General features: G+C 40.9%; 12 protein-coding genes. 3 read left to right on the forward strand and 9 right to left on the reverse strand.

Annotated elements, in window-relative coordinates; all coding sequences use genetic code 11:
- On the reverse strand, positions 1-996 hold the full coding sequence (locus tag V7783_RS19080) for a fatty acid desaturase (RefSeq protein WP_335680080.1): 996 nt from the start codon (positions 994-996) through the stop codon (positions 1-3).
- A gap of 329 nt (positions 997-1325) precedes the next feature.
- On the reverse strand, positions 1326-1577 hold the full coding sequence (locus V7783_RS19085) for a hypothetical protein (RefSeq protein WP_335680081.1): 252 nt from the start codon (positions 1575-1577) through the stop codon (positions 1326-1328).
- A 421-nt stretch (positions 1578-1998) separates the two neighbouring features.
- On the opposite strand from V7783_RS19085, the gene V7783_RS19090 reads away from it, so the two are divergent.
- On the forward strand, positions 1999-2055 hold the full coding sequence (locus V7783_RS19090) for a hypothetical protein (protein ID WP_335680093.1): 57 nt from the start codon (positions 1999-2001) through the stop codon (positions 2053-2055).
- Positions 2056-2361: 306 nt separating this feature from the next.
- Here the strand turns inward: V7783_RS19090 and V7783_RS19095 are convergent, their stop codons facing one another.
- The 4 genes from V7783_RS19095 to radA all read right to left on the reverse strand — a co-directional run bounded on the left by V7783_RS19095 (position 2362) and on the right by radA (position 6431).
- A complete protein-coding gene (locus tag V7783_RS19095) occupies positions 2362-2919 on the reverse strand; it encodes a GNAT family N-acetyltransferase (RefSeq protein WP_335680082.1) in 558 nt (185 codons plus the stop codon).
- A 149-nt stretch (positions 2920-3068) separates the two neighbouring features.
- Positions 3069-3476 (reverse strand): GNAT family N-acetyltransferase, encoded by a 408-nt coding sequence (locus tag V7783_RS19100; RefSeq protein WP_335680083.1) that lies wholly within the window; start codon positions 3474-3476, stop codon positions 3069-3071.
- Between the two features lie 496 nt (positions 3477-3972).
- Positions 3973-4905 carry a hypothetical protein gene (locus tag V7783_RS19105; protein ID WP_335680084.1) on the reverse strand — a complete coding sequence of 311 codons (933 nt, stop codon included), beginning with the start codon at positions 4903-4905 and terminating at the stop codon, positions 3973-3975.
- Between the two features lie 140 nt (positions 4906-5045).
- The gene (gene radA, locus V7783_RS19110; RefSeq protein ID WP_335680085.1) at positions 5046-6431 is read right to left on the reverse strand and encodes a DNA repair protein RadA; all 1386 of its coding nucleotides are present in this window, start codon (positions 6429-6431) and stop codon (positions 5046-5048) included.
- 368 nt (positions 6432-6799) lie between these two features.
- Here radA and V7783_RS19115 point away from each other — a divergent pair, with 368 nt between their 5' ends.
- Positions 6800-9286, forward strand: a complete 2487-nt coding sequence (locus V7783_RS19115) for a PilZ domain-containing protein (protein WP_335680086.1) — start codon at positions 6800-6802, stop codon at positions 9284-9286.
- On the opposite strand, the gene serB is transcribed toward V7783_RS19115, so the two are convergent.
- Positions 9287-10300 carry a phosphoserine phosphatase SerB gene (gene serB, locus V7783_RS19120; protein WP_335680087.1) on the reverse strand — a complete coding sequence of 338 codons (1014 nt, stop codon included), beginning with the start codon at positions 10298-10300 and terminating at the stop codon, positions 9287-9289.
- A gap of 134 nt (positions 10301-10434) precedes the next feature.
- On the opposite strand from serB, the gene V7783_RS19125 reads away from it, so the two are divergent.
- Positions 10435-11055, forward strand: coding sequence for an AhpA/YtjB family protein (locus tag V7783_RS19125; protein ID WP_335680088.1), 621 nt, complete (start codon positions 10435-10437; stop codon positions 11053-11055).
- Here V7783_RS19125 and V7783_RS19130 read toward each other — a convergent pair.
- Together V7783_RS19130 and pdxH are read right to left on the reverse strand one after the other, a co-directional pair.
- Complete coding sequence (locus tag V7783_RS19130; protein ID WP_335680089.1) at positions 11022-11795, reverse strand: TatD family hydrolase; 774 nt, start codon at positions 11793-11795, stop codon at positions 11022-11024. The genes V7783_RS19125 and V7783_RS19130 overlap by 34 nt on opposite strands.
- A gap of 6 nt (positions 11796-11801) precedes the next feature.
- Positions 11802-12440, reverse strand: a complete 639-nt coding sequence (pdxH, locus tag V7783_RS19135; RefSeq protein WP_335680090.1) for a pyridoxamine 5'-phosphate oxidase — start codon at positions 12438-12440, stop codon at positions 11802-11804.
- Positions 12441-12526: the final 86 nt, after the last annotated feature.

Raw genomic sequence — 12526 nt, forward strand, 5'->3', positions numbered from 1 at the left:
TTAAGAAGCCTGATAACGATTTGCCTGTTTGATACTGGCAAAATCATTAAAGCGAACACCGTGTTTTTTCATTACCTCAAGCACTTTCTTGCTGATCATTTGGCGTAAATAAAACGGCTGGTTTGGCACAAAATGATGAATAGTATGGGTATGACCAAAGTTAAAGCAAAATAAGTTAAATGGTGCAAACAAACGACTCGTTAAAACATGGGTTTGTTCCAGCATGTTATTAACGCCACCATAATAATGCATTGATGAAGTAACAAAGTTAAGCGAACTAGAGCGCACAATATTAGGTACAACCAATACCACCATTAAAAACTCAAACACTGCCATAATATCTAGCACAAACTCTGGCGAGCTTGCTGCCAGTGGCACAAATAAATTAACCAAGTGAAACACAATAACACTGTATAAAATTGCAAAGTACGCGGTAGTTACCGGGAAACCAGCATTAAACACTTTCAAAAAGCTAAAGCCTTTAATTTCTTTACTAAAACGTTTTGCATTAACTAAAAGGCCAAGCAAACCATCAACGATAACTAAGGCTCGAAGCAATGGGTTTTTAATACCGTTACCCACTAATCGCTCTTCTAAATCTTGTTCAGTGCCCGATACTTTATGGTGGTGTAAATGCATTTTACGGCGATACCACGGACTGATTGTATTAGGCCGCATTAGCCACACCGTTAGCATCATAAAATTATGTAAAAATGGCTGGTTACTAAAATACTGTTTATGGATCAGGTCGTGTTCAAGCTCGTGGGAAATTGACGCAGCAATGGCCGCTAAAATAATACATAACCACGCGGGGATAATAGCAAAGTAATAAAGCGCGCCAACGCCAATTAACGCACCGAGTGATAATAATAAAATAGCCATCCCGATAGTATTTTGATGGGCTAATAACGGATGCTTTTGACGAAGCTTGGCTTCTTCAGCTTTAATCGCCTTAACAATGGCTTGAATATTTTCCTTGGCACTTAACGTGGTCATAAATAGCAACTGATAATCAAAGTTGCGCAGATGATACCCGAATAAATAAAAAGCTGCTAGAGCGAGAGCAGGTGGCAAGTGGCAAGTGGCAAGTGGCAAGTGGCAAGTGGCAAGTGGCAAGTAAAAAATGAAAGAGCTGTTAATTTAAATCAAGCAGGCTTTTAATTCAGCTAAAGCCTTGCGTAAGCTAGTTGCTTAACAGCCGCATCGACAGACGAAGTAAACGAATTTGTTTATTGATTTTTAATTGACCGTCAATTTATAAAAACGGTCAAAAAAAACACTATTGCCTATTGACAGAGTTAAGGCTCATATGTGTTATGTGTATTTTACGCCATAGAAATCAAAACCGACTTTAACTTAGATGGTTGTGTTAATACACTTTTTAATGGTGTTTTATTACCTAGGGCAGGAATACTTTTATTCATCCATTTGAGAGCATTTAACTGCGTTTGATAAAAGATAACAGCTGCTAATTTTTCGTCTCCACTGCACTTAACCAATAGCTCATCTTTAAATGTGCACTCGCTAAATTTAGGCGCACATAACTTAGCAAAGTGATTCCAAGCTGATTCATCCATGCCAAACTCCATTCATACACATAACGAGGCTGTAGAGTAACTCGTTTTTAATTTATTTTTATTGATGCATAAACCATAGCCGAGTTCCTATTTTGATTCAATTAGTTACTTTGATTTTACGTAAAATATAAAAAGAGGGTTTGCTGTTACGTTAATTGGCATTTTGGAAGGTATTACAGATGTTTGAGTGGCTTATTTAAGATGATGAGGACTTACCTTTCTTAATGCATCGTGTTACGCATGCCAATATTAGCCTTCAAGTTCATCCTCATTTTCTTCTCATTCCCTTCTCTTTGTGCAAAAAAATTTAGTGAATTATTCACAAAGAGGTTAAGAGACGCTGCGCTTTAGAGTAAAACAAATTCTAAACTCACGAAGTATTTGCGCCTATTATCTACTAGCCAACGCTTATCAGCTAACGGTGGATTTAGATCACTGGATCCACCGTAGAGTAAGAATGTGCTACTGGAGACAATGAAGCTCTGTAAGGTATAGCACGCACTAAAGTACGCAGTTTAATGAAATTGGGGGTCAGTGAGAGACTAGCCATAGCCTGTGGTATCACCAGTACCAAAAGTAGGCGCTTGGAAGCGAAGGCCCTTGTAAAAAAGGAATTAACATTGCGCTAGGCAATGACTATCTAGCGTCACAAGGTTTAGCGTCATTGAGAGGTATTTGGATCAATATTCATTACGGGAGATGAATCGCCCATTGCACTTCCTGTTAATAAAAAGTGCATGATGGGTGGTGTGGGGCTGGAGGTTAGAGACCTCCGGCTACCCGATTATATTTCAATATACTCGGACTTTATTAGCCCAAAGCATTTAAGATCGTGAAACTGATTTTTCCAGTAACCACTTTGACGCCTTATGCCTTCCTCTTTGAACCCAACTTTTAGAAGAAGCAATTCAGATGCTAAGTTTCCCGGAACAGTATCACCTTGTATACGGTTAAGTTCACCGCAAGATAGCTCACCTAAAAATGCCGCTTTGACTATTCGATGAACGGCTTCAGTGGTAAAACCCATACTCCAATATTTAGGCAATAAATCATATCCAAGAACTGCATTTTTCATTTTAGGACTCCAAGTATTAAAACCACAAGTCCCGATAAGTTGATTTGTTTCTTTTAGACGAATAGCCCAACGAATACCAGAGTTTTCTTCAAAGCGAGAATTAAAGAATTCTATTAAATTACTCGCTTGGGACACTTCAGTAAAAGCTTCCAGATCGTAATATTCGACAACTGAATTGTTCGAGAACAACTCAAATAAACTATTCGAATCTTCTCTAGATAATTTGTCTAGCTTTAAGCGGTTTGTCTCTAAAACTGGAAATAACAACCTGAATCCTCCTTGAAATATAACGCCCAATTAAGTAGCTGACAACGCTACCAGCACACTCAAATTTACCACCTAAGACTAAAACCAAACCGAGTTGAAAATGCCAAGCGTTGACTGTCTGCTTAAATTGCTTGATATGTTTGTGGCTACTACTCCCACGAAACTGACATTTTGAAATACGAAACACCTGACTTTTGAAACTCATTTCCTTCAACGTACAATCCAAATTTTTGATAAAAGGAAATTGCTGAAGTTCGAGCGTCACACCAGAAGTAATTCACTTGTGCTCGCTTTAAATCACAAACTAGGTGTTCTATAACCTTAGAGCCTATTCCTTGCCCTTGATAATCAGGTAGCGTTGCGAACTTTCTAAGTCTTGCCTCTTGAGCGTTTTTATAAACAGATGCCACGCAGACCAACTTACCGCCAGTAAACGCACCGTAATGTGTCGCCAATTCATCGCCATCCACTTCACAAAATGAAGGCGATTTATCAGGCCATAAAACTCGATGCCTAATGGGTAAAACCTCTGCTGTGGTGACTTTCTGTATATCCATATTTCCTCAAAAAACATAACCATTTTATAGTGCGCGAAGGGCGGATATTTCAGCTCAGACCACAATCATAATTATACTTTACACAGTTTTAACAAATTATCTAAGGTATTACTATCACGAAGTTTTCTATTATCTTCAAGCAAAGCTAAATGGAAAAATATACGCGTGTCGCTCATTTTCCTGAATATGGGAGCAAACAACAGCTTTATTATTCAATAAGTCATTATCCTAAACCTATATCAACGTCGGTTTTCACCTTGAAACCATCACTCAGTTTTACTCTTTCACTATTGGGTTTCGTTGCTCTGAACCACAATCTACGATGATAAATTTAACACCGAACTGCTCTGGTTTTTCCTAGCACCTTACGCCTAAAACCTAGCTCCTAATCCCTAAAATCACCCAACAAAAAAGCGCGAGATAAACTCGCGCTTTCAAATAACTCAAAACTATCGCTGTCTTAAACTGACAGCTTAAGGCTGATAGCTGACAGCTATTATTCGCCCTTCGCTTTTAAATTTATAAACTTGGCCAGCTCTTCTGGTTGCCCCATTAGGGTGAAGATCTGTTGGTTAATTTCGGTCATGGTTTGCCCTTCTGGCAAGCTTGCTGACACGGTTAATGAGCTTAAGCCTTGCGTGAAGTTTTTAATCGCTTCGCCCAGTTCTTTACTAACAGGGGCTTGCTGTAGCTGCATGTCGACCATTTGCTGCATTTGCTCTAGCGTCATACCTTGCTTTTCAAGTGCTTGCTCTACTAATGTTTTAAATTCACCTTCATCTTTTAAGGCTATTTCAATGCTGCGCGGTTCAAGCTCTGAAAGTGCTTCCATCATGATGGTTTGTTGCTGTAGCTGCTGCTCTAAAGTTGGCTGTTGTGCGCCTAACTCTTGCTGCATTTTACTAAGCGCTAATGACGCATTCATCAGTGCGGTTGATTTTGCTAGACCTAAGTTAAAATTAAGGCCTACAATATTTTTAGCATTAAGCGCAAAGTCGATATCGCTATCCCCTGATTTTTCATCGTAGTTCATCAAGGTGTGTAAATCGTAGCTGGCAGAGGCAAGGTTATTATTAGCATCATCTGGTAGCTGTGCTAAAAAGTGATCGCTAAAGGTAAAGTTTTTAATTGTCAGCTCGGTACGTGGCGCGATTTTATCGGTTTCGTATCCTGAGACTTCAATGCTCGCAATATTAGCGACAGCTTGCTGATCAAAACCTGTGATCACCATATTAGAGATTTCTACGCTTTGACCAAATATGCTCGCCGAGATATCTTCATAGCTGGCTGTCATGCCCATTTGTTGGTTCATCAGTGCTAGCTGACGATCAACTTCTACTTTCACTTCCTGTGTCAGTGCGTGATTTGCGTAGCTAACGCCACCGATTGCAGCGGCAACAACAACGGCAACAATTGCGAGTTTTTTCATTCTATTTCCTTATTACTTTTCTATTTATAGCCAAGCTGATTATGGCCATGCTTTATACTAAAAATTTTCCTAAGCGTATCATTCAATAATAGCTTTGGTAAGGGCTTGCGTTCATTAGGGGAACTAAAGCGCCCCCATTGCTAATTAATTAAACTTAGTAGCTCGTGCACTGTTTTAACCGGCGTGATTTTAGCGCCCAGTCCTTCCATTGATTTATGGTAGTTGCGAAATGGAATAAATATTTCGGTAAAACCGTGTTGTGCGGCTTCTTTAACGCGCGGCACACCACTATCGATTGGCCGTACATCGCCATTTAAGCTCAGCTCGCCCATTATGCAGGTTGTACGTGGCACCACAAATTCATTTAAGCTACTGAGCAAAGCAGTTACTAGCGCTAAATCGATGCAGGTTTCAGTTTCATCAATCCTCAGCCCGCCTACAATATTAAAAAAGGTATCGTGAAAGATTTTGGTTTTAGTGTGTTTGCGCAAAATACCGGTCAACATTTTTATCCGGTTCATGTTTAAACCTACACACACTCGCTGTGGAAACTCAGCCTCTGTTTCTGTGGTTAAACATTGAATTTCTAATAATAAATTACGGTTACCTTTGCGAATACAGGTGATCGTAGAACCTGGCGAATCGGTGCTTGAGCCCGATAAAAAGATTTCACTTGGGTTATCTACACTGAGCATACCGCGCTCACACATTCTAAAAATACCCACAGTGTCGATATCACCAAAACGGTTTTTATTAGCCCGTAAAGTACGAATTTGCCCGTCGTTAGTGTCTATGTGTAATAGCGCATCAACAATGTGCACTAAAGTTTGCGGTCCCGCTATTTCATTGTTTTTATTTACATGGGCGATGATAAACATAGTGACATCGTTTTGCTTGCAGTACTGTGTCAGCGCTTGCGCAGCACTTTTAACTTGCGATGGTGAGCCTGGGCTGCCGTTAGCGGTATCAGTAACAACCGCTTGAATGGAGTCGATCACTGCAAACTTGATTTTATTTTTTTCAAGCTCTTCGATAATGGTTTCAACGCTGGTTTCTGATAATAAATACAGTTCGTCAGGGTTGTAATCGAGCTTTAAGCGATTAACTCGGTTTTTAAATTGCGATAATGACTCTTCCGCGGTGCAATAAAGTGATGGCATACGTTGTGACATGCGTGCCACTAAGTCCGACAATAACGTAGTTTTACCAGCACCTGGGTCACCGGAAATAATATTTACAGAGCCTGTGGTAACGCCGCCGGATAATACTCGGTCGAGTTCGCCAATACCGGTGAGTTGCTTTTCTGCTTCAGTGGTTGTGATGTCGTTAATTTTTTTAGAACCGCCACCCACACCACCGGCATAACCACCAACAACACTGCGCGCTGCTGCTTTTTTAGTTTGCCCTGCGGAGGGTTTAAATTCGGCTAAGGTGTTCCATGCGCCACAGCGACACTGCCCTTGCCAGCGCTGATAGTTCATACCACATTCGGTACAAACAAATTCTACTTTTGCCGCTTTTGCCATTAACTTTTGCCTATATTCGTCATTTTGAATTAATTTATGTTAATACTAGTTTGCCATACTGTGCTCGGTTGTCGAATATTGACCTTGCCAACTAGGCAAATCAACGCCACAATCGAGTTATATAAAAGCAGCGTTATTTACTTTTATGTTTAGGGCATACTTTTTGCTTAATATTTTTTGCTTGGACTTTTGATCCTAAAATTAAAGTAATAAGCCATTAATTTGGCAATTTCATACTGAATTCAAATAATAAAAATTAAAGATGGTAGTTCATTACATTCACTATGCTGCAAACCAGCACCCAAGAGAGTGTATAAATACTCACGTAGTATACCAACTTTTTAGAATAGACGGTGATGGTTTTATAAATGACTGAAGACATTCTACTGAAATACGAAAGTTTGGTTGACGAACTTAAATCGTATTTAGGTAATGCCAAATTTGACACGATCTTTAAATCAAAAACAGCAGGCCTGACCAAGCCTGAGCAGTTCTTGATCAAGATGGAAATGTCACGCTTATCGCAACCCATTGCTCGCTTTATTGATTTACGCGGCCAAGTAACTGGCCAAGTAAAACCTTATGAATATGATGGCAAGCAGCATTTTATGGATGAAACCGCCATTGCGGTATTCGAAAAAGCCATAAAACGTCATGGTGGTTATACTCTTGCAGTATATGAAGCCGTCATGAATACCGATAACAACCACCGTGTAATGCAAAAAAAAGCGGCTGAACAAGCAAAACAACCTGAACAACAAAACGAACAACAATTAGACTGTCAGGTTATTAAGTTTGCCTCTTATGAAAGCCGCCGTGAAGAGCGGATGAACTATTCAATCAAGATCACGGTGGAGTTGAGCAAAGACAATACCATCGCAGCCACCACCTCTGATATTTCTTTAAGTGGCGCAAAAATAAAGCTGTCGCCTCGCTATCAGGTCAAAAAAGGTCAATTGCTTGGACTACGCTTAGTGGGACTTGAACAAGATTTTGAGCTGGGTTTAAAAAACGGTATTCAATACGAAATTGTTGCGGTTGAAAAAATATCGGCAGAGTTTAACCATGTGCGGCTAAAACGTACCTTTATAGAAAACAATGCGAAATTCGATGAGTTTTTAGAAAGCTTTATTCATGGCAATAAACGCCGTTATAAAGTGAATTTAGATAACACCTTAGATGCCGTGGTCTCAAAAGGTTATGAGCAGTATTATATTCCACGTGTTACATCCTTGTTTACCTTTTTTAGCCTGCAAAATGACAAGCTCTATCCGAGCCTAGTGCTTACCACTGAAAACAATATTTTCATTCAGCGCTATTTTTGTGATGAACGCAAGCTATCGTGTTTATACACTATTTTAAATCAACAACGTTTAGCCGAGCTGTTAAACAACCCAGCCCAAGTGAAAGAAGAATATTTATATACCTTTACCCATGTAGTAGCAGGAAAAATATATTACTATTCGGCAACACGCAGTGAGCTGGCAGCAGAGCCGCAATTAAGCGCGCTATTTTTTGGTTTTGGTAGTCAAAAAGACAGCTGGCAATGTTTTAAAGTGCAGTTAATGCCAAGCCATCCTGAAGACTCATTTATTCCACTGAGTTTACCGAATACCGCTGGCAAAGATATTGAAAAATTAAACAAGCCGCCTTCGCCTCGTGTGCAAGGAATGATCAAAGACGTAAAATATTTGCTGATCTTAACCGCGATTGGCACCGCAGCAGAACAGGCTCATTATCAAAGTTTTAGTTACGATAAAAATATTGTTAATCAACTCAAACGCTTTGGTCATGGCAAACATAAAACCCCACCTAAACTTGAAGCCGTTGATTTAGAATACGTAAACCTGCGCTCACACAAGCGATACTTGTATAAAACAGATGTGCTATTAACGACTAAAGATGAGCAACCACAGATTGCCCATAGTCGTGATTTTTCAGTGATGGGATTGCAAATAGAATGCAGCCAACCGGTAACGCTGCAAAAAGGTGACATTGTTGAGTTAAGCTTGCCTGAGCTGCAAAAAATAACTAAAAAGCATACGCTTAGCAAATTAAAATACGAAGTAATGGCAGTCAGTAAGTCGTTAACCACCATCAATTTAAAAGCCTCTCGAATTGCTGACAACCCACACGAAGGGGTGAAATTTTTTACTCAGTTAATCGAAAACAATAAAGACAAATTAAAAGTATCTGAAGAAGCACCAAAAGTGCCTGGGCTTTCAACGGCACTGAGAAATATGGTGACGAAAAGTGTGTGCCAATTTCCGTTTTATTTACATAAAGAGGCGGCGCATTTTAAAACCGGCGCAATCGGCCAAGGGTTATACGCAAGTCCATTACATATTATTTTGCAAAATTATGGCTTGCTTAATGAAACCACCAGCATTGATGCGTTTTTATCAGCGGAGCAAATCAATGAGGTGATCACACCACAAATAAAAGACCGTAGCCGCCAAGATCCGCCCTTACCTTTCACACTGTTTATTCGTTTTGATCCAAAAAAATCAACCATCGAAGAGGCTGTAAAAAGTAAATGCAGCGCAACTGATGACTTTGCCCCTCAACTACTCTTTTTAAAGAAAGGCCTTAAGTCAGAATTGCTATTTATAATGCGTGTTTATATTTCGCGTACTGGTCGCCCTGATACCGACTACTTAGCTAACGAGCTAAAATACGTAAGCCAATATGCGCTGCATAAAGCCAAAGATCTTGAAGAAGCGTTGTGGTCGGTCGCAGGCGTGGGTGACATGGTTGATATAACCGATGAAACGCTTAGTCATTTAGATTTACCAGCTGAACTGATAGAAGAAATGAATAAGCGTAAGCAGATTTGGTTAAAACGGCTCAGTTAATTACTCAGCCATAGGGATGGTAAGTAAGTAAAGCAGCTGTAGTAGCGAACCCTGGCAAATGGCGGCTTGTGCTTGCTCAACCACTTTTGGCTTGCCATGAACTGCAACACCGAGCCCTGCCGCCGCCATCATGGTTAAATCATTGGCGCCATCGCCGATTGCTACTGTTTGTTGAGTGGGTAAACTTAGCTGCTGCTGTAAGTTACGAAGTACCACCGACTTTTGCTGCGCATCAACAATAGTACCAAGCACTTTACCGGTGAGTTTGTCATCTTTAAACTCAAGCACATTAGCATGTACTTCATCTAAATCAATGAGCTGCTGCACTTGCTCGGCAAATGGCACAAAGCCACCTGAGGCAATGGCTAAATACCAATTATGTTGTTTTAACACTTGGCATAACTCTTTTATCCCAGGCATTAGTGGTAAGCTATTTTTAAGCTCATCAATTAAACTTTGCTCAATCCCTGCGAGTTTTGCTACTCGTTGATGCAAACTTTCACTAAAATCTAACTTACCAGCCATTGCCTGTGCGGTTACCGCGGCGACATCGTCGTAAACATCAGCTAGACGAGCTATTTCGTCAATACACTCAATGGTGATAGCGGTTGAGTCCATATCCATTACCAATAAGCCAGGGCTGGTTAGGCTCGGTGGCTTACTGATCTGGACAAGCTGAAAACCGTTTGGATGCGCAAACTCATTCATTACTAAAGGGTTAATGCTCGCTTTTGCGGTATCAGTATAAAAACACAATGCCGGCGATAAGCTTGCATCAGGCTGATAACGGCATATTGCAGCGACTGTAAATTGCTGTTGTGCTAAAAACTGCACAATCCTGGTTAATTGCTGGCCGTTAAAGTCCCCAGCAAAAGCAATGCTAAACACCCCTTGCGGATCGCTAGGTAAGCTCACGTGCTCTTCTAAGGCATCTTGATAGTGATACCATTTACCTAACGGCAACTGCATTGCCAATTGCTCTGATGAAAGGCTCGCAATGCGCTCCAATGTCATGATGACTCCAAAAATGATACTAATGTCTCCCCTGTAAAATAACAGTTAACTCGCCATTGAGGGGGATTTAAGGTTATAGTTAGGCCTAGTTGTAACATCAAAAGTAAAAGCTGTCAGCAGCGCAAACGGTGACTATGAAAAATAACCATCTTAAAAACCCTATTTCAGCATCCCTTAGGCAACGCCTAGTGCGATTAAGCATTGCTGCGGCATGCTTTTTGTTACTGACTTGGGTAGCGGTTAATAGTAGTTTTCAAAGCCATCAATTACTTTATGATAATGCCGACAGCACAGCAAAAAGCTTAACCCGCTTTATGGCACTTAATGCAAAAACACCGATGCTTGAAAAAAACAAACCTGAGCTGACCGCCTTATGTAATAGTATTAGCAAAGATGAGTTTGTATTAGCGGCAACGATTTACGATCAGCAAGGTGTCCTTATTGCCAGTAGCGATAATTGGCAAACACATCATTTACTAGGCAAGTTACCGAATTCAACCCCAGGCATTAGTAAACTAAAAACGCCGTTTGTTGAGCCTATTATTAGTGATGATAATCGCCCGTTGGGTTTTGTTACAATCACCTATTTAACGCGCTCAGCAGTGGCAACTAGCCATAGCAGTTTTCATGACTTAGGCCGCCAAGTTCTATTGATGTTAGTGATCACCTGTATTTTTACATGGCAATTAGGGCGTGGTTTAAAACGCTGGCAGGTTAATCGTTATATTCGAAAAAGTGCTGAACACGACTCATAAAGTTGTTGCTCAAAAAGCCCTTGTTCTTGATCTTTAAGCTGCTTTAACTCGCACAGTTGCGCAAACACTAAAGGCAGCTGCAATGGCGTATTAATTTGCCCTTGAAACCCCGCCAGTGGCATTGAGGGTGAATCTGTCTCCAGCACTAAATACTCAGCCGCCAAGGCAGTAACAACACTACGAGTCTTTTGCGCTCGCTCATAGGTGATCACCCCACCTACACCAAGCTTAAAACCGTGCTTAATATAGTACTGTGCTTGTTGCATTGAACCTGAAAAGGCATGAATAACCCCACCAAATTTAGGCTGGCAGCGTTTGAATGCTTGGGCGATTAAGTCATGGCTTTGTCGGTGGTGCACAATCAAGGGCAACTCAAGCTGATTAGCAAGCACGATATGATGCTCAAATATCTGTGTTTGTAAGGCTAGGTCATCAATACTGCGGTCGATACCGCACTCACCAATGGCGATAAGCTGCGAGTGATGTTGCTCTGCAAATTCAGTTATGGCCGCTAAATGGCTAGGTTGATACTCAGCTAAAAAGTAAGGATGTAAACCGGCGGCAATACGAACATTTGCATGCTGCGCGGCAAATGCGATTAACGCATGGGATTGCGCCAAGGTAACCCCCGGCACGATGAGTTTTTCAATGTTATGCTGCTGACACAGGCTAATTAGTTGTGCGCGGTCAGCATCAAATTCAGTAAAGTCTAAATGGCAGTGTGAATCAATAAACGCCATAACAGCTTATGGATTTAAACGAGTAATTTGCCAACTGTTATCAGCTTGACGCTGATACATAAAGCGGTCATGCAAGCGATGCGCACCACCTTGCCAAAACTCAATTTTAGTCGGTACGACACAGTAGCCGCCCCAAAAATCAGGTAGTGGAATTTCACCCTTAGCAAATTTGTTTTTCATATTAGCAAAGGTTTCCATCAATACTTTACGCGACGAAACTGGCCGGCTTTGTGCTGACGCCCATGCTGCTAACTGGCTTTCTTTTGGCCGTGATAAAAAGTATTTTGCCACCGCAGAGGTAGGTAACGGCTGCGCTTCGCCATAAACAATAACTTGACGTTCCATATGATGCCACGGGAAATGCAAACAGATTTTGTTATTCCCTTTTAGCTCTTGCGCTTTACGCGAACCGGTATTGGTAAAAAATACAAAACCGTTATCATCAAGATGCTTTAATAACACAATACGCTGTGAAGGCTGGCCAGTTTCATCAACCGTTGCCACCACCATCGCCGTTGGATCTGGCAGTTTACTTGCTACCGCATGCTCAAGCCAAGTTTCAAACTGTTTGAATGGATCATCGAGTAAAATCTCTTCGCTCAACGCATCTTGCAGGTATTCACGACGAATATCTTCGAGTTTCATAAAATTCCCTCTAGGTTCTAGGTTCTAGGTTCTAGGTTCTAGGTTCTAGGTTCTAGGTTCTAGGTTCTAGGTTCTAGGTTCTAGGT

Origin of the sequence: Pseudoalteromonas sp. (assembly GCF_036960685.1) — a bacterium.
Lineage (GTDB): Bacteria > Pseudomonadota > Gammaproteobacteria > Enterobacterales > Alteromonadaceae > Pseudoalteromonas.

What these genes read in the sequence shown, in the direction of transcription:
- radA (WP_335680085.1), bottom strand. Translation starts at nt 6,431, where the DNA reads ATGGCAAAAGCGGCAAAAGTAGAATTTGTTTGTACCGAATGTGGTATG.
- V7783_RS19080 (WP_335680080.1), bottom strand. Translation starts at nt 996, where the DNA reads ATGACCACGTTAAGTGCCAAGGAAAATATTCAAGCCATTGTTAAGGCG.
- V7783_RS19115 (WP_335680086.1), top strand. Translation starts at nt 6,800, where the DNA reads ATGACTGAAGACATTCTACTGAAATACGAAAGTTTGGTTGACGAACTT.
- V7783_RS19125 (WP_335680088.1), top strand. Translation starts at nt 10,435, where the DNA reads ATGAAAAATAACCATCTTAAAAACCCTATTTCAGCATCCCTTAGGCAA.
- V7783_RS19100 (WP_335680083.1), bottom strand. Translation starts at nt 3,476, where the DNA reads ATGGATATACAGAAAGTCACCACAGCAGAGGTTTTACCCATTAGGCAT.
- serB (WP_335680087.1), bottom strand. Translation starts at nt 10,300, where the DNA reads ATGACATTGGAGCGCATTGCGAGCCTTTCATCAGAGCAATTGGCAATG.
- pdxH (WP_335680090.1), bottom strand. Translation starts at nt 12,440, where the DNA reads ATGAAACTCGAAGATATTCGTCGTGAATACCTGCAAGATGCGTTGAGC.
- V7783_RS19105 (WP_335680084.1), bottom strand. Translation starts at nt 4,905, where the DNA reads ATGAAAAAACTCGCAATTGTTGCCGTTGTTGTTGCCGCTGCAATCGGT.
- V7783_RS19085 (WP_335680081.1), bottom strand. Translation starts at nt 1,577, where the DNA reads ATGGATGAATCAGCTTGGAATCACTTTGCTAAGTTATGTGCGCCTAAA.
- V7783_RS19130 (WP_335680089.1), bottom strand. Translation starts at nt 11,795, where the DNA reads ATGGCGTTTATTGATTCACACTGCCATTTAGACTTTACTGAATTTGAT.